We start from the raw sequence: 23,421 nt of genomic DNA, 5'->3' as shown, positions 1-23,421 counted from the left end.
ATGACAGACTGTTGTTAATACAATCGGCAAAAGCAAAAGGCAAACTAGCATACAATAACAATAGACAAGGTTACGGATTTTCAAAAGTATGCTTCACTTCGCATGTTTTATTTTCTGATCCATTTGCCCTCTAGTTTTTCAGCCTGGTCCGTTTTAAAAGAATATTCATTTGTTTTACCTGAGTAAATTTTTATTCAATTATGTGGTTTAAAAAGCTTACCGGATTTGATGAGATCTCTCCTGCATATGTAAGAGAGCACCTTTTAATCGAAGGGAATAATATGACTTCAAAAGTCAATGGTAAATCATACCGGCATGGTGAACTTCAGGTACCTACTTTGAAAGAATTAAAGGCCCAGACACCACCATTAGATAATTTTGACGGCCGCATAATGGTTTCGGAAGTTGTTGCGAATGTTCAGCAAATCCATCTTAACGTCAACAATGCAAATGCCTTAATTCAGGCAGCATCTCAGTTCAATCTGCTGGAAATGACAGGCCCGCATGTTACCCCGGAGCAGGGGGTTGATGGCTATGAGCATGACTTTACTCAAGGCCCGGCCTGCGCTATTGCCTGTGGGGCTGGCTCCATCTACAGAAATTACTTTGCTCGGGTAAATGGACGGACAGGGCAGTCATCAGACAACCAGATCGACTGCCTTGAGCTGATTGGCAAAGCGTTGGGTAATGAAGAATCCCAGTTTTGGGAAATGAACAATGGCTATGCACTACTGAGTCAGGAGGGCCTGCTCAAAATAAATTCGGTGCTTGCCAAATCTAGTGATGACTTCAAAGGAGCCTTGAAAGATAAACTGAAAATTGGGCTCCAGTGGCAAACCGAGGTAACATTGACAGACACCCGTCAAATGGTATCCCAGGCTTACTGCTCTGCGCTTCCTGTAGCATATACCAGCATAGAACCAATGTATTGGGAACGGTTTGCCCGGCTGATACTCGAAACTTCTTACGAGGCCACATGCTATGCGGCATTAATTAACCTTGAAAAAACAGGCTGCCCTAAAGTTTTTTTAACATTGGTAGGCGGCGGTGCTTTTGGCAACGAAACACAATGGATAACGGACTCCATCGCTAAGGCACTTTCAAAATTTCAGAACACGCCATTGGATGTAAAAATAGTCAGCTATGGAAGCTCAAATGCCAAAGTAGTGAGCTTGGTGGAGGAGATAACCAGGCAAAAGAATTAAAAGGAAAATGCAATTGGATTATAAGGCCACTTCCATGATCAAAGCACAAAGCATGCATTCTACATTGGATATGTGAAAAACCAACATGAAACTTTTCTTGAATATTTTGACAATTATACTTTGGAGCAGCTGAATTGTCGAAGGTTTAGGTTTTGTGATGAATATCAGAAAGTTTATTTAAAAGTACATCACCTTAGCGTCAGGTCTAAGAAGCAATCGCAAAGCGATTATCCTTTTAAAAACTAAGCAGACCTGTTAACTTGAAATTAAATGCATAACAAAGAAACACACCACTTACTACCCAGTGGAAGCTGGAGCGGCTTTTATTGCTACAAGAAAAACACTACCCGACATAAAATGGATTGTGAATTAATTTTTCAAGATTCCATTATCATTGGTCATGGTACAGACGATGTAGCGCCATATACCTGGAAAGGAACCTACAATATAGAAACGTTTAAAGCAACACTGACAAAATCGTACGGAACGCATCAGGTCTTTTACCAAGGGGATATCGATGAGAATGGTATTTGGGGTTCCTGGGAGTTGAATGAAGCCACCCCCAAGGAGTTTGGAGCTGAGGCCTCCAAAAAGATTTGGGACTCTTTTTGCACAGGGGGTTTTCACATTTGGCCTAAAAAAGCTGGAAGAGAAGAGACTCATGCTGTTGCTGAGGTAGAGGAGGCAAAAAATGCATTTACATCAAAGTTTACTACTCTTACCAATGATTTAAAACTTCTATTTTTCAGGATATGAGTAAGAAGTATTATTTATGGACGGCTTTACTATTGACGTTACTAATTGTAGCCTTTATTATCCATCACAAATCTGATGGTGTATTTGGAGAAGCTAATAGCTCGCCTGCTTCGGGCAATAATTCTGTAACCGGGGAATTGAGTCAAAGCGACCGTGTTATATTCTACAGTACCGAAGAAAATGGCATGAAGTATAACCTGACCCTATGCTTTGACGACACTGCAACTATTAGGTACCACTTTGTAATCTCCAGGGATTCCGATGCTATTATAGAATTGGTAGACAGGGCTGTAAGTGACCCTCAAACATCATACACCATAAGAGGCAAGTATGGGTTTTTATTTAGTGCCCGTAGATTTGAAGCTAGTGAAGATGACCAGATTACCGGTATATTTTTGCAACAAGGAGACAGCAGTTATGCATCTTTAAATTACTATAGTCCCCCGCTGAATGATCAGGTTTATGCACTGCTTAAAGATATACCCGTTATGTTTAGAAATACGGAGGAACCCTACCGGGAATATTTAGAAGGAATAATAGCGGCTCTAGTAGAATATCATAGCAAGATTTCGGCGAGTAATGAGACTGAACAAAGGGAATCTCATTATCAAAGCACATATGATGAAAAGCTATCGGATTTAAGAGCATTGTTAACTGAAATTAAAAACAAAAAAATATCTTTTGGGGCTTTAAACAACGATCAACTACTTGATCAGGTTATATTCTATGGGATGGATTCAGTGCAAAGAATTTTCGAGAATTATGGAGTAGAGTTTAGAGTAGATTCTTCACTTGTTATAACGGAATCTCAATTAGTGCCCTATCAAACAGATGATCATATATTAGTAACAGTTCAAACAGATAAAACAGGAAAAATAATAAATGACCGCTTTCTTAGAATTGACAAAACGGCAAATCTCGAAAGGCCACTAATCCTGAGAATTGGTGAGCTTCCTTATTTTGGCACTACAAGGGATTTTAAGGATTATGGAGATAAAACATTGGCTGTTTTCAGGGATTTCGGCTTTGAGTCGGTTAATCATCTAATATCTGTTTGGGATAAACAGCAGGATGGTTATAGGTTATCTGCGATTTTAAATAGTAGTGTTTCGGTAGGTATAGGTGGGGTCTCTTTAGATACACTCATCAGAATAAGCCCAAACAAATATTTAATAATTGGAGAAAAATCAGGAGGGGATGCTGGTGATACCTGGGGAGCACTTTGGGTCGGTCGGTGGACTTTACCCCGACAATTTGAAATGGTATACGAAAAAAATTGGAGGGGAAGCGAGGAACAGAGATTTATTGAAAATATCAGCTATTCAATTTCAAAGGATACAATAATGAAAGTGGTATGGGAAAAAGGTCATTCCCTCAACTTTTCGGATAGTTTGGTTAACGAGGAAAGTATCGACCTTAAAGGATTTAAGTAAATATTTCGAATCTGTAAAAACTCTTAAATCCATCAGTCAAGGTTGCATTTAGCTAAAGACATTGTGTGTTGGTCTTTTAATCGCACTTTCATTATCTTTATTAACAACCTTAGTAACAACGAACCACCAACAACTATGAAATTAGGCGCCTTCTCCATAAGTCTCAGTGTTAAAGATATCAATGCCTCAAAGCGGTTTTATGAAAACCTTGGTTTTATGGTCTTTGCGGGAGATGTAGAAAAAAATTATCTGATCATGAAAAATGAAGGCTCGTTGATTGGGCTCTTCCAGGGTATGTTTGAAAACAACATTCTCACCTTTAATCCGGGTTGGGATACCAATGCCAATAAACTTAAGGACTTTGATGATGTCAGATCGATTCAAAAGGAGCTAAAAGGCAAGGGAATAAAACTGGAAAGCGAAGCCGATGAAACTACTACCGGTCCGGCAAGCTTTGTGGTACTTGACCCGGATGGCAACGCTATTCTTGTTGACCAGCACGTTTAGACCTTCAAAAGATGGAGTGACTAACGTTAGCCTCTGCTTACCAATTACAGGTTATCCTGCAGAGGAAGGGCCGAGTTTATTCATCTGAAATATAGCCGTTGACAATTCCAAAATGGATGGTAATAACAGACCTGAGACTTACCATATTTAAAATACACCACAAAATTCATGCAAGACGGTGCAAAATCAATGCATCAGGGTGTAAGCTTTTACCTAAGTTGATATTATTTCATGGCGTATACTTCATAAACTGTAAAACTCTTACAAGCACTTAAAAAGATTTATCGCATATATTAACCCGTATTAGTGACTAATTATGCTTTAATATGAATGAAAATGCACTGATGACATACGGGAGTGCCTTAGAATATTAAATGAAGTATTTTAAAAACAGCATTCAAATTATACTTGTACAAACTTTAAAAATAATCGCTATGAAACTAAGAAATTCCATGATTGTACTAGGTGTAATTTTCACCGCGTTCGGCTTTTCATCTTGTGCCGATGAGTCAGATAACATTGTACCTCAACCTGTAAATATTGAGGAGCCGGCAGCTACTATTGGCAATGAGGCTGAGGACCATGGGCCAATGTAAGAGGCAATCTACGAGATAATTTAACTATGTAAGGTATCGGCTATAATGTGTTTGTAAAGGTGTTTATTAAAGTTTCTATTTGGGTGACTATTTAAACAACCACCTGGATATGAAGTATGTCTTTACAACAATAGTGACAGTATTGCTGTTTGTAGCCTGTAACTCTGAAATAGCCGAACCTTCCACCCCGACTTTGCCAGAGGACATTAAGCAACTGGAAGCATTACTGGTGAATGAGTCCAATGATGTGTCTAAGTTGAGTATTTATAATGCGCTCTACAAGGCACATAATAAGGTTTTGGATATGACGGCGGCATATCATTATCTGGCCCTGCAAAGGCAGTTGGCAGTAAGAACAGGAGATTATCTTGTTGCAGGCAAGTCCTGCTACAACATGGGATTAATTAAAAAAGGTCAACGTGACTATATCAAGGCCATAGATCTTTACCTGGAAGCCATAGGTCATCTTGAGAAGATTAAAGATACTCTACGAATTGCGGTGGTTTTAGATAATATAGGAAGTGTTTTTGTTGAAACCGGAAATTATGAATATGCGAAAAAATTCTATCAAAGGACTGGCGCGATTCATTATGCTTTAAATGAAACAAAAAACCAGCTGATTGCGGATCTGAACCTGGGTCTTTGTTATTTTGCTACCTCCCAACCGAAGTATGATTCTGCCAGGCTCTATTTCGAATCTGCATTGACATTGGCAAATGAATTAACTGAAAATAAGCTCTACTATCTCAATCGTATCTACAACCAGATGGGCACCATGTATTATCACGCCAAGCATTACCCGGAAGCCGTAGATAATTACCTGAAGTCACTCAGATATACAGATGTGGCTCAAGAAGAACAGCAAGCTATAGGTTTTGCCAATATAGGAGAAGTATATATGGAGCAGGGATTGTATAAAGAGGCGGGGAAATGGCTAGGCAGAGCCATGACTTTATCGAATCAAATGGAAAATAGTCAGAGAATTGCCGGGTTGCTTAATATCTTAGGGCGACTGTACCAACTACAGGGAGACCATGAGCAAGGTGTTCAATACCTGGAACATGCCATAGAGGAGGCAGATAAAGATGTTATTAATGAGCACTTACAGGAGTCTTTACGACTCATTCGGCAATCATATGTGGCATTGCGCAAAGCAGGCAAGCCAGTGAATATTGAACAGTATGAAAATGTGTTGTTACTTGATGCCATGCAGGATTTACTTGAAGAAGAAATGGTAGATAAAACGAATTTCAAGGCGCTACAGGCTGCGTTGGGCCTGTCTGTGGAACTTGACAATGAAAAGAAGCAGAAAACTGCTGAAATACAATTGAACTCACGCTACGGCTATGCTGTAATAGTGCTTTTTGCGCTTGTGGTAATAACAGGAGCTATTCTGTTTACTACCAGTCGCAAAATATACAAGATCAGGCAAGTTCTTGAATGGTAAAGCAGTGGTGTTACATTCTGGTAATTTCCCGCACTGCTCTAAGCTGAGCCTGTACTTTTTCATAGGAGCCGGAGATGGTATTCATCTTTTTGAGCATTTCAATGCACAATGCTTCCATATGCTGGTACGCTTCTTTGGCATTCTGTTGAGCGAAAAGGCCCTGTGCCTCGGCAAGCCCATCTTTAAACCTGATCAGGTCGGCCGTCATTATATCTTCAATTTCAGGTCCGGGCCTATCATACAGATCATCTACGCTTACGCGCAAAATAGAAGCCAGCACGCTAAGGATATCCATATCTGGTGCTGTTTTCCCATTTTCCCACGAAGAGATGGTGCCTTGTCTGAATTTTTTACCTGTCTGTTTGTATACTTCCTGACGGATGTCCTCTTGAGTAAGTCCGTTCTTTTTTCGAAAGTGAGCTATCTTATTACCAGTGTATGCCAATGGAAAACTTGTTTATGGGGCAAATATAATAATGATGAGGTTGTATCAAAAACTTTCCCTGATTGTCAAATATGCTTTCAGACAATAGTTAAGCACCCATACCACCTCATATTTTTTAAATATAATGAAACATAAGAATTCGGAGCTTATGATTTATGCAAATTTTATCTAATCGGTTTAAAAGCTGTTTCAGGGGAAGTATATAAAAGGCAGCAAGCATGTTAGTGAAAATTAGATCATTGACTTGTTAAAATCCATAGAGACTTCTGATAAAACGGACAGATTGGCGGGTAAGGCGGCTTAGCTAAAGTAAGACTAAAAATTAATTCTTATTTACTGTTGACTTTTTATTCGAAATATCGTTTATTTATACACTATATATCGAATATGAATTTGTGATTTGAAAATACCTGAGCCATTTAAGATACCCGCCGATTGGGTTTAGGTTGATTATCATCAAAGGAAGGTGTGAAGGCACCTTCCCGCGATGACTATCAGGAGCGCCCCACCATAACATTTGTTTACATCCGCTTGGGTTCAACCACCAAGTCAAGGGCTCACCAGGGCCTGTTTAACTTTAAGAATATAAAATATGAGTACATCGTGGGAAATGTCTAAAGGAAAATATAGGGAACTTCTGAATGGCCTGGATAATCTGATTGCCAGTGCCGGTGATCTGATCGTGCATTACGAACAGGACAACATGGAGTTTGCCTACATCATCTATGAAAAGGAACTCCTTGAACTGATGAAGAAAAGCCAATTTATTGATGAATACGAGCGAGAGTTCGCATACTTATACTATTCTCTTCACGGACAGGTAGAGCGCCTGAAGCGATACCGGGAAATTGTACAGCTAATGGTGCTCAAGGACCCTGTCAACATTCCAGAGAATTGAAACAGGGGAATGGAGAACCGAAACAACCCTAAATTTAATGTAGTCGGTGTAGGAGTAATCTTATGTTTGCTATGGAAGCAGACATAATGGACTTAGCCAACGCAGTATGGACATCATAACTAATTTTTGCTGAGGTGACCCCCGCTTGTACTAGTTTTATTTATGCGAGTTCCTAGTTACATTGTAAATTATTAGTAATAAACATATGTAATGAGACTTCCTTTTATTTCTTTTTTGGCCTTAATTCTAATATCCAGTTACTGTAGCTATTCGCAAACATTAATTGAAATCAAGGAGATGTTGATACAACAAAGGGATAAGGATATTCCTATTTCTCATATCTCTGCTTATCAAGCAGCTGATAGTTTGAGAGAAGCATTATTAAGTTCTGGTATTGATACTGTATTACTTTTTTATAAAACAGATAACTCATTTCCTGCAGGGATGATTAATGAGGATGGTACCGATGAGCATAAGTATGCCTTTCTATTATGGAAGTCTAACGATAACATCTTTATCTAAAGATTAAATAGTCAGGCTATTTATAAGCCTATCAAGACATCTCGTAAGTTTGAAGATTTATATTACCTTATTGAATTTTATTTAAACCATAAAGAACAGATCCAATCCGAGGAGCTTTTATTTGAGGCGTATGGTCTTTACCGTTTTGATGGAGATTTTTTTAGGTTATCAAAGACAGACTATCCTCTGTCTATAATTGATGTTCAAACCGGTAAGGAAAGATATAAACATGAATTTAGAGGTTTGGACATGAGGTCCTATATACTTAAATCACCTTTTTTGGCTGATTTGGACAAGTTAATGTATATGTGGATATTACTTATTGAAAGAGAAGTCAAAAAGGAGTTGAAATATAATGATTGGGAGCCACTAAATTTGAAACTCATTGAAGGTGCGCAAAAGGAAGCCCTTTATAAAAAAGTAGAACACCAGTTTCTTTCAAGCTATTTTAATCAATACTATGAAAATAAGGAAAAAGCAATTGTTCTTCCGAGGAATTATGAAGGAATGATATCTCTTATTTATAATGTGCCCTGTGGAGAAGTCATTGAAGGGGACAGTTCTATTGTGGTTAATGTTCCATCTAATGGTGTAATAGGTTTTAAATATGGAGGCTGTATTGAAAATGATATACGAGTGGTCAGGGTTGGAGTACCTCCTCTGCTTCACTTTTATAATAAGAAAATCAAAGAAGATAGAGAATTGCTATTTGTGAATGATTTTCGAAATGAGACCTATGATGATAACATGTGGGGTGTCTATGAAATCGATGGGAAGGAAGAAACATTTTCCTATCAGGAAGAATTAAAGTCATATAGGAGAAGTTTGTTATACGTAGGAACATATGAGGTTGCAATTAAATTAAGGAAGTCTAAGGGTGCCAATGACACAACAGAAAAAGAATTTTTGAAAAAATGTTATGATCAAATATCTTAGGTAATATTTGATCTCTTCAAACCTTTGATTTTAAGGTTCTAGCTTTTGGTAGTATTTACATCTTTATACCGATCTTCTCCATCAGCTTACTGGCATTGAAACTATGGCATATACCTTCTTCGAGGGTGTAATTGAAAATAATCTCATCTCCTTCCACGATGCTGTTAAAGCTGTAGTTTTTTAGGTTTGCAAGTTCATTGGTCAACAGGCCAAGCTCAAGGTCATGAGTAGAAACGAAACCCATAGAGTCAGTGTCCGAAATCTGCCGGATGAGTGCTGCGGCTCCCGCATGGCGATCTTTGGAATTGGTACCTTTTAGTATTTCATCGAGCATGTACAGTACTGGAATTTCATTTTTTTCGAGTATGTCGAGGAGCATTCTTATCCTGCGCAACTCAGCATAGAAAGAAGACACATGTTCCTCCAGGTTATCCTCAGTACGCATACTGGTAAATACCTGAAGCCGCGATACAGTAAAAGATTTGGCACAAACCGGCCCACCGGCCAGGGCCAGAGCTATATTGATCCCCACCGTTCGTAAAAAAGTGCTTTTACCTGACATGTTCGATCCGGTTATAATATTGACGGTACCCTTACCCCGCATTTTGATGGTATTGGAAACCCTTTCGTTTTCCGGGATGAGCGGATGACCCATTTCCTCTGCCTCAAGTGCATAATCAGTTTCGCTGATTCCTGGCATGCAATATTGCGGATTAGCGTAGGCAAACCCAGCCAGGCTGCTAATAGCTTCAAACTCTCCGATATGATCAAACCACTGGCTGACATCAGTTTTTTGCTGTTTCTTCCATTTCTCTGCTTTGAATACCAGGTGAAGGTCAAACAGAAGGCCGAAATTGAAGAAAAGATAAAACATATTTGAGCGAGCCTGCAGGTAATCGAGTATCTTTTGTAATTTCAATATCGAATCCGAGGCATTGTGGTCCGCATGAACGAACGCGCTTTGTAAGAACTTAAGCCGTTCACTTTGGAAATTTGCTGTTTCAATTACCCTGATCATCCTTCCATAGGCAAGTAGAGTCTTCAGACTTTTAAATGTCTTCTCCGTGATGTTTTCAACATATTCTGCAAATTTCTTCAGAATAATACCATTGATTGCAAGGACGGCTATTGTGTAGTATATGTTTAATCCTGCATAAATATTAAATAAAATAAGCACAATGGTTATAGTGGGTAATAAATAGGACAAAACTCTGTAAAGTACTTTATCCAAAACCCTGTTGGGCTCATTAATCCATTCTAACAGGGAATGAAAATTATTTTCTTCTTCCTTATGCTGCATACCTGAAGCCTGAAAACCTTGTCTCCAATCAAGCATGGAAGCCATTTCCTGTACAGCTTCCTGTCTGAGTATGATGTCCTGCTTCCGGGCTGACTCAGAGAGCCATTTGGCTACAAGTGTTTGCCCTGAAGGCGTTACTGCCCGGCTAATCAGTTGATAAATAGAATTGTGTCCGAAAATATCAAGATCGTGAAGGTAAGGGTGCTTTTTGTTTTTGAACCGCCCACCCTGCTCAAGATCATTCATTCGATTTTCAAGCCGATCAGTTTCCTGTTGGTTCACCAGGGCTGAAAATCTGGCGAGATCACGGCTTTCTGCAATTTTGTTGTGTCTTCTTACAATAAGTCCGAAAATAACAGGAAACGTAACGAGAGTAACTCCTATACCAATACCTTCGCGGGTATTTGCAAATACTACAACAAGCACAATGGCAGCAATAAACAGGCTGACTCTGACAGCGGCTATTGAGTTATAATTTCTATTAAACTCGATGAATGATTTTTCAAAACGAGTCTTTCTTTCTTTGAAAACATTGAGGGGATTCAAATCGCTTTAATTTTTATAAATACAAATATACTTCTTCACAAATCCAGATCTGAGAAGACTAGTGATATAACTTCTTAAAAACTTACAGTGTATGAGTAGAATAATTACTTCGTTCCTTATTTTCTCGGGTGAAAAGGCCGCCTGCCTGCTAACATAGCCATTTAGTCACTAAGAAAAAGTCTGATAAATTGCGAGTGCACAGATATAAGCAAGGGCTGTCATATAACCGAGCTGGATCATTGGCCATTTCCAGCCTTTGGTCTCGCGGTAGACTATGGCTATTGTACTCATACATTGCATAGCAAAAGCATAAAAAACCAAAAGAGAGAGGCCAGTGGCAAAATCGTAGCGCTTTTTACCTGTTTCGGGGTTTATTTCATTGCGCATCCGACTTTTTATGGTGCTTTCGTCTTCTACATTGCCAATGCTGTATATAGTAGCCATGGTACCTACAAACACCTCCCTTGCTGCGAAAGAAGTAATTAACGCAATGCCTATTTTCCAATCATATCCGAGAGGCTTAATGACGGGCTCTATAGTTTTGCCAAATATGCCTGCATATGAGTTCTCAAGCTTAAAGGATTCAATTTTGTTTTCAAGTTCTTCCTCAGTCAGGTTTTCCTGACTATATGCTTGGGCTACAATTTCTTCCGCTCTCTCCAGTTTATTAGCAGGTCCGTAGGAGGCCAGCACCCAAAGCACTATCGAGACAGCTAGTATTATCTTACCAGCTTCATAAACAAAGGTCTTAGACTTTTCATACATGGTTAAGCCGACATTCTTCCATCTGGGCATCTTGTATGTGGGCAGCTCCATTACCAGAAAGCTTCTCTCCCTGGTTTTCAGAATTAGCTTCATTATAAATGCTGATACAATAGCTGCTACAAAACCTAGCAGGTACATACCCATAAGCGCCAGGCCCTGAAGGTTGAACACGCCACCAATTGTTTTTTCGGGGATAATAAGTGCAATTAAAATAGTATAAACCGGGAGCCTGGCAGAGCAACTCATCAAAGGAGTAACAAAAATAGTAATAAGGCGTTCTTTCCAGTTTTCAATAGTTCTTGTGGCCATAATGGCAGGAATAGCACATGCCACCCCTGAAATAAGTGGTACCACACTTTTGCCATTAAGACCGAATTTTCTCATGATCTTGTCCATAAGAAAAACGACGCGTGACATGTAGCCGGTTTCCTCCAGAATAGATATAAAAGCAAATAGTATGGCTATCTGCGGTATAAAAATAACTATACCACCTATACCAGGTATAATACCTTCGGTAAATAGTTCGTTGAGTGCACCTTCTGGCAATTGAGATTTTAGGAAAACACTTAATTCGGAGAAAGTAAGATCAATAAAATCCATGGGTACAGTAGCCCAGGCAAAAATGGATTGGAATATTAAAAACAGGATGAATAAAAAGATCAGGTAGCCCCATATCTTATGTGTAAATACCCTATCCAGTGTTTGGGTCCATCGTTTGGGGAGTTGAGTAAAAGTTTCCTTTACTGCACCATCAATGAAATGATTGATCGCAGCATACCTTTCCAGAGTTTCTTTTCTTCTGAGTTCATCCCGATTAAAATGGTACTTTTCAGCAATATCAATGATAAGGTTCTTTTCGTTCTCAGTCAACGTAGAATTAATCCGATATTGCTGCAGCATCTGGTAGGCAACATAATCGTCTTTAACCGAAAAAGTCTCCTTAATGGCCTCAATAGCTTGCGGAGCAAGATCATGAGCATTAAATATAGGTCGAAAATTCTGTTGGGCGTTTGCTGCCAGAGTTTTCTTTAACACATCAATCCCGTGCCCTTTTCTTGCCTTCATCGGTATTACCGGTACACCTAGCTCCGATGACAGTTTATCAGCGTCTATAGCAAGCCCCGTTTTCTCAACGATATCCATCATATTCAGAACAAGAACACATGGGATATTCAGATCATGGATCTGAGTAAAAAGTAAAAGATTACGCTTAAAATTGGAAGCATCAACAATAACCACAACCACATCCGGGTGGAGAGGGTCCGCTTTATTGCCTAGTATATCATAGACAATCTTCTCGTCAGTGGAGTTAGGGTAGATACTGTAAGTGCCGGGAAGATCGATGATTTCAGCTTTAGTGTGATCATCTAATTTACAGTATCCGGTTTTTTTATCGACGGTTACACCGGGGAAATTGCCTATTTTTTGGTTTAGGCCGGTAAGATGGTTAAAAAGGGAAGACTTACCGGAATTTGGATTCCCAACCAGCGCAATTTTTGGGATATCGCTTTTTAACATTTATTGAATAGAAATAGTGATCGCCTCGTCCAGCCTCAGAGAAAGGTTATACCCTGCTACACTCACACAGATTGGGTCTCCTAAAGGAGCAGCAAAATTGAATTTTATAGGTTGGCCGGGAAGGCAACCCATTTCCAGAAGTTTTAAAGAAAGGGTATCGTCCATGAATCCATTGATTATGCCACTTTCACCGGGGGTTAAATCTGCTACACTTCTTAAATTCACGTACTCTTTATTTAGATTAATTATAAACTACTGCGAAGATATACTCTAAAGACGTTATTCCCAAAGAATTGGTTTAAAAACAGGTCACTTCTGTAGCTGATTTTTGTCATAGGTTAAATAAGTGTTATCAAACGATCCATTTAGAAGTCTTGCTCTGGGAACCAGACCATACTTTTCGCCTGAAGTGTAATTTTTTTCTAAAGCTAAATTTTACATAAGTTTAGACTAAAAAGATAATGAAATCACTTTACAATACTACTCTTAACCGGATCCTCTGCTGATTTAAGCAGCCAGAACATTCAAACGCTTGATCCTGTTACTTTTGGCTCATTAGCATTGAATTTATAGAAAAATTCAACTCTCCCGAAGCACTTAAAGATTGTGAAGTGGTCTTAAATAATATGAATGCCGAAGGAAGAAGCTGGCAGCAGTTAACAACATCCGAGCATGAGATTTTGAAGTATTGCGACGAAATGAAGGAGAACGTTTGGGATATCATTGGAGGTGGCTGTAGCTGGTATTGTGGAGGAGGACCCAGGTCAGTTTCAGCCTCAAGCCATCTGACCAGTCAGGGAGAAAACCACTATCTGCCAAAGAACGCGCACGATCTAAATTATAAAAATGCCTGGATTGAGGGAGTTGATGGATATGGCATCGGTGAATATTTAATTTATGAATTTGCTCCGGAAAGCCCCCGAATCACTGAAATAATAATTACAAATGGTTATGTAAAAAGCTTATCAACATGGACTACAAACTCAAGGGTAAAGAAGTTGAGGGTTTATTATAATGATAAACCCATTGCCGATTTAAATCTAAAAGATATAGGGGAAGACCAACATTTTAAATTTAAACCTATCAGTTATGAAGATAGGTCCGATACGGAAATCTTAAAACTTAAAGAACTGTGGAAATTAAAATTCGAAATTTTGGAAGTATACAAAGGGAAAAAATATGATGATACAGCTATCGCCGAAATTTATTTTGATGGAATTGATGTCCATTAGCTATCGTTAGGCGATGAATAAAAAATCTTGAATGATGATACTTATAGTTACGAAAATCTGACAGCTACATAAACTTTAAAAAAATTTTGCCCCCTTACTGTAACAATCCTTAAATGATTGTATCCAAGCAATAAATATAAAACGGATACAATCATGAAAAAATTAACTTTAATAGTTGTAGCAGTTTTGATCAGCTTCATCACCTATGCTCAACAATCAATTCAGGTAGAAAAAAGAGGAAATGGACCTGCAGTATTATTTCTTCCTGGCTTTACCTGTCCTGGTGAAATTTGGGATGAAACGGTCGATGCACTAGGTAGCAACTTTCAATACCACCAGGTTTCTTATGCAGGTTTCAATGGTATTGATCCGATAGATATGCCTTGGTATGAAACCATTAAAAGAGATCTGAAAGAATATATTACGAAGCAAAAGCCAGGTAAGGCCATCATCATAGGCCACAGTATGGGAGGCATGCTGGCAATGGATATAGCTGCGGAATCTCCGGAATTGGTAGAAAAGCTAATTTTGGTTGATGCTCTTCCCTGTATCAGACAGCTTATGATGCCGCATGTAAAGGCCGATGATATCACCTATGATAATCCCTATAATCAGCGTATGCTTGCCATGAATGAGGAGGAGTTTCATCAGAACGCCAGATACATGGCCTCCTCTATGACCAATCAATCTGAAAAAGTAGATCAGCTTACCGCATGGATCGAGGCAGCGGATCGTAAAACTTATACCTATGGTTATACAGACTTACTCAAAGTCGATTTAAGGGAAGAAATAGCTGGTATTACAGCTGAGACATTAATTTTGGCTGCTGATTTTCCAACCAAAGAAGCCGTAAGTGAAAACTTAAATAATCAATTTGCAAAATTGAATCATAAAGAAATTAAGATTGCAGAGGGCAGCAAACACTTTATCATGTTTGACCAAAAAGATTGGTTAATTAAACAAGTAACCGCATTTCTTCAGTAAATAATGTCATCAGCAAGATATCAGGAGCAGTTTCAAGACTTTTACAATCAGTACCAGGCCATGGTCTATGCCTTGTGCCTGGGCTATATGAAAGGCGGGAAAGATTTGGCGAAAGACCTTACTCAGGAAGTTTTCATACAGGTCTGGCGGGCGCTTCCAAAATTCAGGCAGGAAGCGTCACCCAAAACCTGGATCTATCGAATATGTGTCAACACCTGCCTGCTACATATCAGAAATAATAAAAAGTTTGATATGCAATCCCTTGATGACCGCCACGACAACCTCGTTCATCAATCGGAGCCCAGCGATAAGTATGAGGAGCTACACCATGCAATAGGCAGATTGAATGATGTTGACAGGATAGTTATTATGCTTGTTCTTGATGAAATGAAATATGATGAGATTGCAGAGGTGACAGGTATTAAGGAAGGAAATTTAAGGGTGAAAATTCACCGTATAAAGCAAAAATTAAATGAATTAATGGATAACCATGGATAATTTTGAATCATTAAAATCCGTATGGAAAGATGGCAAACAGGACGCACCCACTGGCATGGCTGCTATAGATATGCAACGCCTCGTGATGCAAAACCACAGCAAATCCAAAAAGTTTCACATGGGAAATGTAGCCATTTTGACGGTGGTTTGTGCTGGAATAAGCCTGTTCTTCTATTTCGTAGCTCCCATGCAGGAAGTTATAAGTAGGTTGGGTATTGTGCTTATGGTCGGCGGATTGATTGTCAGGATCATCATCGAACTTGTGAGTCATAGAAAGGCAGATCAGATTGAATTTAATGCAGACACAAAAACCACTGCGTTTCAGGCGTCGAAGTTTTATGCATGGAGAAAACGTATACATGGACCTATTACCATTACGATAGTTTTGTTGTACTCCCTGGGGTTTTATCTCTTGACCCCAGAGTTTTTAGCCTATCTTCCAAAATTCTGGGTTATTGTTATGGATATAGGCTATGTGGTTATGGCTGCGGTACTTACTATAGTTATCAATACAGGGATTAACAAAGAGATGGCTGCTTTAAAAGAAATTACGGAAATAAGGACGCAACTTGAATAAATGAAAAACCCCGTCTGGCGAACAAGCAAGACGGGGCTAAAGAGGTTGTGCAAGGCCCTTATTCTTTTACTCCGGCAAGGTCAAGAATAAAAGCATAATCCAACGCAACTTCTCTGAACTTCTCAAATCTGCCGGAAGCCCCGCCATGACCCGCATCCATGTTAGTCTTGAGCAAAAGCTTATTATCATCTGTTTTCATTTCACGAAGCTTGGCCACCCATTTGGCGGGTTCCCAATACTGTACCTGGGAATCATGTAAGCCTGTAGTAATCAACATGTTAGGATAGTTTTGCGCTTTTACATTATCATAAGGGGAATACGACAACATATATTCATAAGAGTCTTTATTATTAGGGTTACCCCATTCATCATATTCGCCGGTTGTTAGCGGTATACTTTCGTCCAGCATAGTAGTCATTACATCTACAAAAGGCACTGCGGCAACTACTCCTTTCCAAAGATCCGGTCTTTGATTAACGACAGCACCCATCAGCAAGCCTCCGGCGCTACCGCCCATGCCAAACAGGTTGTCATTCTGAGCATATTGCTGCTGAACCAGGTATTCTGCACAGTCGATAAAATCATTAAAAGTATTTTTCTTCTTAAACATTTTACCTTCTTCATACCATTCGCGGCCGAGCATTTGGCTTCCTCGGATATGGGCAATCGCAAACACGAAGCCTCTTTCCAGTAAGCTCAGTCTGGTGGAGCTGAAAGAAGGATCCATAGTAGCTCCATATGAACCATACCCATATAATAAAGTTGGGTTACCTTCCGGCTTTCTAAGTGATTTTTTATAGACGAGGGAAATGGGCACCTTCACTCCATCCCTGGCTTCAGCGTAGAGTCGTTTGGTCTCATACTCTTCCTTGTTGTAGCCACCTACCACTTCCTGCTCTTTAAGTAGTATTTTATCACGGGTTTCCATGTTATAATCAAAGGTAGAATTTGGCGTGGTGAGTGAAGTATAGCCATAACGCAGCAGGTTAGTGTTAAACTCAGGGTTAACAGAGATATAAGCGGTATAGGCTTCTTCACCAAAGTCTAGGTAATGCTCCTTCTTAGTCTTCTGGTCAATGATCCTCAAATGAGAGAGCCCTTTAGAACGTTCTTCAACTACCAGATGATTTTTGAAAACCTCTATATTTTCAAGATACACCTCAGGGTCATGTGCAATAACTTCTTTCCAGTTTTCTTTGTGAGTTTTTTCAACAGAAGTTTCCATCAGCCTGAAATTCACGGCGTCCAGGTTTGTTACAACATAGAATTTATCGTTGTAATGCTCAATGGAATATTCCAACCCCTTTTCTCTTGGAGAGAACTGCCGGAATTCTCCCTCAGGATCATTGGCATTTAATATCCTGTAGTCGTTAGTAAGCGTGCTGCCAGACCAGATAATGAGATACTGGTCCGACTTGGTTTTATATATTCCGGTGTAAAAGGTATCATCCTCCTCTTCAAATATCAGGTCATCCTCAGTTTTTGCACCCAGACGGTGCTTGAATATCTGGTTAGACCGCAGGGTGTTCGGATCCTTTTTGGTGTAGAAAAGTGTTTTATTATCGTTTGCCCAGGTACTGCTTCCGGTCGTATTATCGATGGACATATCAAGGAGTTGGCCGGTTTTAAGATTCTTTACATAAATGGTGTACTGTCTTCGGCTTACTGTATCTATGCCAAAGGCCAACAGATTATTATCAAGGCTTACATTCAGGCCTGTAGCGTGATAATATTCGTGCCCTTCGGCCATTACGTTGACATTGAGCATTACCTCTTCTTCATTTTCCAAAGACTCTTTTTTGCGGCAATAGATAGGGTACTCCTGTCCTTCTTCGTATCGGGTATAGTACCAATATCCATTTGACATATAAGGCACGGATTCATCAGTTTGTTTTATACGGCCTACAATCTCATTGTAAAGTTTCTCCTGAAAATCCTCTGTGTGCTTCATCAGTGTATCTGTATAGGCATTTTCAGCATTCAGGTAGTCAATTACCTTTTGGTCTTCACGATTATTCAGCCAGTAATAATTATCTATTCTGGTATGCCCGTGGGCTACAAGTTGTTTTTCAATTTTTTCTGCCTTTGGAGGTAGAGGTTTCTTCATCGTTTCTTTCTCATTTTTTTCACAACTTGCAAAAATACAGGTTATCAGCAGAGCAAAAGTGTATTGACGTAATAATTTCATATATGTTAAAAAGTTTGAGGCACTAGGCTAAAGACGATTACTTTTATATTTGAAATGGTCTTTAGATAACCAGTTTAGATAAACCCAAGGTCATTAAAAACTGTTAAATGTAATACATAGTTTTTTACTATGGTCTATTTTATGTTTGAATGGACAGCAAAACTTTCGAAAGTATGAGTGATAAGAATAAAAAAGAGGTAAAGCAAAAAGAGGAGGCTAAAGGGGACAAAAAAGACCGAGAGCCGGAGTTTGAAGAGGAAAAGGAGCACCGAGGGGTGCTTCCTGACAGGAATTTAAAGAAAAACCTTGGTTGTGGAGGCTAAGTACAATAAGCGACAAAACCCTGAACGGCTCTCAGAGACTTTTCTTTGGTCTCAAACATGCCCATATGTCCCACATTATCGAAGATATGCACTACTGCTTTTTTAGGCATAAGCTCCTGCGCATAAATATGTTCAATAGGCACGGAAGTATCCTTATTGCCGGCTACAATCAAAATTGGAACTGCGAGAGATTTTAATACATCCGTTCGGTCAGGGCGGTCGCGCATAGCTTTGGTGTATGCCACGAGGCTGACCTCTGCAGTTTTTGCAGCCGAATTTACCACACTCTCGACATCTTTTTTCAGAGTAGCTCTGTTTTTGATATAAAATAACTGCGGCACAAATGAGTGTGCAAATACATCGACGCCCCTATCCTTTACAAAGTCAATGGTCTTGTTTCTTGAGGATTTCTTTTCATCACTATCAGCAAATGCCGTGGAATGGAACAGGCCTATGCCACTCAGAATGTCCGGGTATTTGTGCGCAAATGCAAGAGTTATATAGCCGCCCAAAGAATGCCCGATCATAACCATTTTGTCGATGTTTAGCATTTTAAGCCACTGATAGACCATTTCGGCAACATCGTCGATATTAAAGTCACTCTTCGGTAATGGCGTATTTCCAAAGCCGGGAAGATCAGGTGCTAATACCCTATAATGTTCTGCAAGTGCATCTGCAAAATCAGTCCATATTTCGCTTGTTTCACAAAAGCCATGAATCAATACAACAGGAAAGCCGTTACCTTTTTCTGTAAAAGAAATTGCCATGGATCAATTCTTCGCGAGCGCGGGTTCGGTGAGGGCTATTACAGCCTTTTCTATTCCTTCCGGGTCAAATCCACATTCTTTTTGAAGCTCTATTTGCTCCCCATGCTCTATTATAGCATCAGGAATGCCAAGCCTTTTTATTTGCGCAGAGTAATTATTCTCTGCCATAAATTCTAAAACAGCGCTTCCAAAACCACCCATCAGACAACCATCTTCTATGGTTATTATTTTCTTGTATTTACCGAAAACTTCATGGAGCATCTCCTCATCAAGCGGCTTCACAAAGCGCATATCATAGTGAGCAGGATTAAGGTCCTTCTTCGTAAGCCTTTCACAAGCTTCAACTACATAGTTCCCGATATGACCGATGGTGAGAATGGCTACTTCTTCACCATCTTTTATTTTTCTGCCAGTGCCTATTTTTACCTCTTCCATGGGTGTTTTCCACTCAGATATTACACCTTGACCGCGTGGATATCTTATAGTAAAAGCTTTGCCTTTGCGAGGCAATTGAGAAGTGTACATCAGGTTTCGGAGTTCCGATTCGTTCATTGGTGATGCCACGATCATATTAGGTATACAGCGCATATATGCTATGTCGTAAGCTCCGTGGTGCGTAGGTCCGTCTGCACCTGCGAACCCTGCTCTGTCCAGGAAGAAGTTTACCGGTAGATCCTGAATACACACATCATGCACCACCTGATCAAAAGCCCTTTGCATAAAAGTGCTGTAAATATTACAGAAGGGAATCAAACCTTGAGTAGCAAGTCCTGCTGAAAAGGTAACGGCATGCTGCTCGGCAATACCAACATCAAAAGCTCTGTCCGGCATAGCTTTCATCATAATATTCATAGAGGAGCCGGAAGGCATAGCAGGAGTGATGCCTATGATTTTGTCATTGTTTTCGGCCAGTTCTACAAGTGTATGGCCGAATACGTCCTGATATTTTGGAGGCTGGGGAGTTTCATGTACCTTTTTGCGAATCTCTCCCGTAAGCTTATCGAATTTACCCGGGGCATGCCAGGTAGTCTGGTTGCCATTTTCCGAAGGTCCATAGCCTTTTCCCTTTCTGGTGATACAGTGAAGGATTTTAGGCCCTTTAATATCTTTCAGGTCATCGAGTACGCTCACCAGGTGATTAACATCATGGCCGTCAACCGGGCCGAAGTATCTCAGGTTAAGCGATTCAAACATGTTGCTTTGGCTAAGCAAAAATGATTTGACGCTATTCTCTACTTTTGAAATAATTTCCCGGGCATTTGGTCCGAACTTGCTGATCCTACCTAGTACATTCCATACTTCATCTTTCATTTTATTATAAGTATGAGATGTCGTGATATCGGTCAGATAATCCTTTAAAGCCCCCACATTGGGATCTATAGACATGCAATTGTCATTGAGAATAATGAGCAGGTTAGAGTTAGAAACCCCGGCATGGTTCATCCCTTCAAATGCCAAACCGCCTGTCATAGCACCGTCGCCAATAACAGCTATGTGCTGCTTTGTTTCATCCCCTTTATACTTGGAGGCAACAGCCATACCGAGGGCAGCAGATATCGAAGTGGAGGAGTGACCTACTCCAAAGGCATCATACTCACTTTCTTTCATTTTCGGAAAGCCAGACATGCCTTTGTACATCCTGTTGGTGTGGAAAACATCTCTTCTGCCTGTAAGTATTTTATGGCCGTAAGCCTGGTGGCCAACATCCCATACAAGCTGATCTTTTGGGGTATTGAAGATATAATGCAAGGCTACGGTAAGTTCCACAACACCAAGGCTTGCCCCAAAATGGCCACCGTAGACAGAAACATTGTCGATAATAAAGGTTCGCAGTTCTTCACATAACTGCACCAACTGTGTCTGATCAAGCTTTTTTAAATCGTCAGGGTTGTTTACAGTGGCTAAAAGTTTTCCGGGTTCAATCAGCATTATATAGAAAAATCGATGATGTAACTGTTAAACAATAACTTAAGTTAAGTGTTTTATTTACCTATTGCAAACGGCTATTTCTTCTTATAAAGTTCAAAAGTACATTTTTTTTATCAACCGGATATTATTTCAGGGTATAAGTAATATCTTTGAAGTTCTGCAAGAAAAATTTAAAGCAATTATTTGTTTTGAGCTTTGAAATAAAATTACCGCTTTTTGAGGGCCCATTTGACCTTCTGCTCTTTTTTATTGAAAGAGATGAGCTCGACATACACGATATTCCCATATCAAAAATCACAGGCGATTTCCTTGACTATTTACACCGACTAGAGGAAATGAACATAGAGGTAGCCAGCGAATTTATTCTTGTAGCCGCTACATTAATGCGTATTAAATCAAAAATGCTTTTGCCCAGACCTCAATTGGACGAAGAAGGTAATGAAATAGACCCGCGCGAGGAGCTGGTAAGGCACCTGCTGGAGTATAAAAAGTACAAATCTGTACTCGAGCAGCTTCAGCAGATGGAGGAGCAAGAGATAGAAAAAGAGAAACGTGGCAACCTCATGAAGGAAGTAAGATCGCTGTCTGAAACAGTCAATGTGGAGTCTGAGCTTCAGGATATGGATCTCTATAAGCTTTTGAAAGTGTATCTGAAGGTGATGGAGCGATATGAAGTTGAAAAAAACAAACCGAGACACGAGGTAATACAATATCCATATACTATTTCCGGCCAGCGTGATTACGTAATGAATACCCTGGAAAAAATACCAAAGCTGGCTTTTGAAAAAATAATAGCTTATGATCCAAACAAAATAGCTGTAATTTTTAACTTTCTGGCAATACTTGAACTGCTTCAGATGAACCTTATTACCATGCATTTAGGTGAAGGGTTCAATAACTTCTGGATCGAAAAACTGGAGCAAGTGGCAGCCGAGTAGATGAACCTGGATACCCAAAAAATACTGAAGACGCTGAATCCTAACAAGATCTGGTTGCCAGTGGCCATCAGTGTAGGTTTTGTAGCATTCCTTGTAGTTACAGATGATAGTTTTACACCTCAAAAAATAAACCTGGTTTTTCAGGCTGATATTTTCCCCATCGTAATGGCTTTCGGCGTGCTTGTGATCAAAGAGCTTGCCTATATTTACAGAATCCGCACACTTACTAATGAAGATTTGAGCTGGTCCAGCAGTGTTTATGTGATCTTGCTATGGGAATTTGCTTCCGCAGTAACCCCTTCCGTGGTTGGTGGCACCGCAGTTGCTGTTTTTATATTACTAAAAGAGGGGATCAACCTGGGTAAGTCCATAGCATACACGATGCTCACGGCTATACTTGATAACCTTTTCTTTGTAGTGTTTGCGCCGGTGGCTCTTTTACTCATCGACCCTAATTACTTCCCTGACTTTGAGGGCACTCTTAAAGGGCTGTTTGTCTCAAGCTATTCGCTGATAGCGATCTATACCTTCATAATGATCTTTGCACTCTTCTTCAGGCCAAGACTATTTAAATGGATACTTATAAAGATTACATCGATCAGGTTTCTCAGAAAATGGAGGTATGCGGCATATCAGCATGGCAATGAAGTGATGTGGGCGAGCTCACTCATTAAGGGCAAGAAAAAAAGATATTGGGGCAAAATAATACTTGCTACAATAGTAGCCTGGATCTCCCGCTATGCCATCCTTAATTGTTTGATCGCCGCATACGCCAACGACCTTGTCATAACCGATCACCTTTTGCTATTGGGTAAGCACCTTATACTTTGGGTCGTGATGCTTATTTCTCCTACACCGGGAGGTTCAGGGCTGGCAGAAAACTTTTTCATCGAATTCTTTACAGTTTACCTCAATGAATTTACGTTAGGCGTAACACTGTTTTGGAGGCTTTTAACTTACTATCCGTATCTGATTATTGGCGCACTTATTCTGCCAAGATGGATAAAGAGAGTTTTTTTTAGGGGCAAGAAAAAAGAGGCATACGTTAAATACTGACATTTATATAACAGGCTTCAGGTGAATGTTAAGTGATTATTAACACCAATTATTC

At 39.7% G+C, this 23,421-nt stretch carries 23 protein-coding genes; 16 read left to right on the top strand and 7 right to left on the bottom strand.

The features are described 5' to 3' along the window. Positions 1 to 200 precede the first annotated feature (200 nt). The 6 genes from LVD17_RS08560 (at position 201) to LVD17_RS08535 (ending at position 5,944) form a co-directional block, all read left to right on the top strand. The gene (locus tag LVD17_RS08560) at positions 201 to 1,205 is read left to right on the top strand and encodes a hypothetical protein (protein WP_233766118.1); all 1,005 of its coding nucleotides are present in this window, start codon (positions 201 to 203) and stop codon (positions 1,203 to 1,205) included. 270 nt (positions 1,206 to 1,475) lie between these two features. Then, positions 1,476 to 1,961 (top strand): hypothetical protein, encoded by a 486-nt coding sequence (locus tag LVD17_RS08555; protein WP_233766117.1) that lies wholly within the window; start codon positions 1,476 to 1,478, stop codon positions 1,959 to 1,961. Continuing rightward, positions 1,958 to 3,394, top strand: a complete 1,437-nt coding sequence (locus LVD17_RS08550) for a hypothetical protein (protein ID WP_233766116.1) — start codon at positions 1,958 to 1,960, stop codon at positions 3,392 to 3,394. The genes LVD17_RS08555 and LVD17_RS08550 overlap by 4 nt, the downstream gene beginning before the upstream one ends. Positions 3,395 to 3,529: 135 nt before the next feature. Further along, positions 3,530 to 3,901, top strand: coding sequence for a VOC family protein (locus LVD17_RS08545; RefSeq protein WP_233766115.1), 372 nt, complete (start codon positions 3,530 to 3,532; stop codon positions 3,899 to 3,901). A 434-nt stretch (positions 3,902 to 4,335) separates the two neighbouring features. Beyond that, positions 4,336 to 4,497 carry a hypothetical protein gene (locus tag LVD17_RS08540; RefSeq protein WP_233766114.1) on the top strand — a complete coding sequence of 54 codons (162 nt, stop codon included), beginning with the start codon at positions 4,336 to 4,338 and terminating at the stop codon, positions 4,495 to 4,497. A gap of 109 nt (positions 4,498 to 4,606) precedes the next feature. Beyond that, on the top strand, positions 4,607 to 5,944 hold the full coding sequence (locus LVD17_RS08535; protein ID WP_233766113.1) for a tetratricopeptide repeat protein: 1,338 nt from the start codon (positions 4,607 to 4,609) through the stop codon (positions 5,942 to 5,944). Positions 5,945 to 5,954: 10 nt separating this feature from the next. Here LVD17_RS08535 and LVD17_RS08530 read toward each other — a convergent pair whose 3' ends face one another. Then, positions 5,955 to 6,389: a helix-turn-helix domain-containing protein gene (locus LVD17_RS08530; RefSeq protein WP_233766112.1), complete on the bottom strand. Its 435-nt coding sequence runs from the start codon at positions 6,387 to 6,389 to the stop codon at positions 5,955 to 5,957. Between the two features lie 592 nt (positions 6,390 to 6,981). Here LVD17_RS08530 and LVD17_RS08525 point away from each other — a divergent pair. The 3 genes from LVD17_RS08525 to LVD17_RS08515 all read left to right on the top strand — a co-directional run bounded on the left by LVD17_RS08525 (position 6,982) and on the right by LVD17_RS08515 (position 8,745). Next, positions 6,982 to 7,287: a hypothetical protein gene (locus LVD17_RS08525; RefSeq protein ID WP_233766111.1), complete on the top strand. Its 306-nt coding sequence runs from the start codon at positions 6,982 to 6,984 to the stop codon at positions 7,285 to 7,287. 210 nt (positions 7,288 to 7,497) lie between these two features. Next, complete coding sequence (locus tag LVD17_RS08520; protein ID WP_233766109.1) at positions 7,498 to 7,809, top strand: hypothetical protein; 312 nt, start codon at positions 7,498 to 7,500, stop codon at positions 7,807 to 7,809. A gap of 279 nt (positions 7,810 to 8,088) precedes the next feature. Next, the gene (locus LVD17_RS08515; protein ID WP_233766108.1) at positions 8,089 to 8,745 is read left to right on the top strand and encodes a hypothetical protein; all 657 of its coding nucleotides are present in this window, start codon (positions 8,089 to 8,091) and stop codon (positions 8,743 to 8,745) included. 55 nt (positions 8,746 to 8,800) lie between these two features. Here the strand turns inward: LVD17_RS08515 and LVD17_RS08510 are convergent, their stop codons facing one another. The 3 genes from LVD17_RS08510 to LVD17_RS08500 all read right to left on the bottom strand — a co-directional run bounded on the left by LVD17_RS08510 (position 8,801) and on the right by LVD17_RS08500 (position 13,099). After that, positions 8,801 to 10,591 (bottom strand): MutS-related protein, encoded by a 1,791-nt coding sequence (locus LVD17_RS08510; protein WP_233766107.1) that lies wholly within the window; start codon positions 10,589 to 10,591, stop codon positions 8,801 to 8,803. Between the two features lie 168 nt (positions 10,592 to 10,759). After that, positions 10,760 to 12,874, bottom strand: coding sequence for a ferrous iron transport protein B (gene feoB, locus LVD17_RS08505; RefSeq protein ID WP_233766106.1), 2,115 nt, complete (start codon positions 12,872 to 12,874; stop codon positions 10,760 to 10,762). After that, the gene (locus LVD17_RS08500; protein WP_202855696.1) at positions 12,875 to 13,099 is read right to left on the bottom strand and encodes a FeoA family protein; all 225 of its coding nucleotides are present in this window, start codon (positions 13,097 to 13,099) and stop codon (positions 12,875 to 12,877) included. A 473-nt stretch (positions 13,100 to 13,572) separates the two neighbouring features. Between LVD17_RS08500 and LVD17_RS08495 the strand changes: the two genes are divergently transcribed. The 4 genes from LVD17_RS08495 (at position 13,573) to LVD17_RS08480 (ending at position 16,165) form a co-directional block, all read left to right on the top strand. Continuing rightward, positions 13,573 to 14,106, top strand: coding sequence for an NADase-type glycan-binding domain-containing protein (locus tag LVD17_RS08495; protein WP_233766105.1), 534 nt, complete (start codon positions 13,573 to 13,575; stop codon positions 14,104 to 14,106). A gap of 153 nt (positions 14,107 to 14,259) precedes the next feature. After that, complete coding sequence (locus LVD17_RS08490) at positions 14,260 to 15,090, top strand: alpha/beta fold hydrolase (protein ID WP_233766104.1); 831 nt, start codon at positions 14,260 to 14,262, stop codon at positions 15,088 to 15,090. Between the two features lie 3 nt (positions 15,091 to 15,093). Further along, positions 15,094 to 15,588, top strand: a complete 495-nt coding sequence (locus LVD17_RS08485; RefSeq protein WP_233766103.1) for an RNA polymerase sigma factor — start codon at positions 15,094 to 15,096, stop codon at positions 15,586 to 15,588. Then, positions 15,581 to 16,165: a hypothetical protein gene (locus LVD17_RS08480; protein WP_233766102.1), complete on the top strand. Its 585-nt coding sequence runs from the start codon at positions 15,581 to 15,583 to the stop codon at positions 16,163 to 16,165. The genes LVD17_RS08485 and LVD17_RS08480 overlap by 8 nt, the downstream gene beginning before the upstream one ends. Positions 16,166 to 16,223: 58 nt before the next feature. Here LVD17_RS08480 and LVD17_RS08475 read toward each other — a convergent pair whose 3' ends face one another. Further along, complete coding sequence (locus LVD17_RS08475) at positions 16,224 to 18,272, bottom strand: S9 family peptidase (RefSeq protein WP_370688831.1); 2,049 nt, start codon at positions 18,270 to 18,272, stop codon at positions 16,224 to 16,226. 254 nt (positions 18,273 to 18,526) lie between these two features. Here LVD17_RS08475 and LVD17_RS08470 point away from each other — a divergent pair, with 254 nt between their 5' ends. Next, complete coding sequence (locus LVD17_RS08470) at positions 18,527 to 18,676, top strand: hypothetical protein (RefSeq protein ID WP_233766100.1); 150 nt, start codon at positions 18,527 to 18,529, stop codon at positions 18,674 to 18,676. Here LVD17_RS08470 and LVD17_RS08465 read toward each other — a convergent pair. Together LVD17_RS08465 and dxs are read right to left on the bottom strand one after the other, a co-directional pair. Then, a complete protein-coding gene (locus LVD17_RS08465; protein WP_233766098.1) occupies positions 18,673 to 19,443 on the bottom strand; it encodes an alpha/beta fold hydrolase in 771 nt (256 codons plus the stop codon). The genes LVD17_RS08470 and LVD17_RS08465 overlap by 4 nt on opposite strands. A 3-nt stretch (positions 19,444 to 19,446) precedes the next feature. Then, positions 19,447 to 21,372 (bottom strand): 1-deoxy-D-xylulose-5-phosphate synthase, encoded by a 1,926-nt coding sequence (gene dxs / locus LVD17_RS08460; protein WP_233766096.1) that lies wholly within the window; start codon positions 21,370 to 21,372, stop codon positions 19,447 to 19,449. A gap of 188 nt (positions 21,373 to 21,560) precedes the next feature. Between dxs and LVD17_RS08455 the strand changes: the two genes are divergently transcribed. Both LVD17_RS08455 and LVD17_RS08450 read left to right on the top strand, forming a co-directional pair. Beyond that, positions 21,561 to 22,310 (top strand): segregation and condensation protein A, encoded by a 750-nt coding sequence (locus tag LVD17_RS08455; RefSeq protein ID WP_233766094.1) that lies wholly within the window; start codon positions 21,561 to 21,563, stop codon positions 22,308 to 22,310. After that, positions 22,311 to 23,366, top strand: a complete 1,056-nt coding sequence (locus LVD17_RS08450; protein WP_233766092.1) for a lysylphosphatidylglycerol synthase transmembrane domain-containing protein — start codon at positions 22,311 to 22,313, stop codon at positions 23,364 to 23,366. Positions 23,367 to 23,421 lie beyond the last annotated feature (55 nt).

This window comes from Fulvivirga ulvae (genome assembly GCF_021389975.1).
Classification (GTDB): Bacteria; Bacteroidota; Bacteroidia; order Cytophagales; family Cyclobacteriaceae; genus Fulvivirga; species Fulvivirga ulvae.
This window is presented reverse-complemented; position numbering and strand designations above follow the sequence as displayed.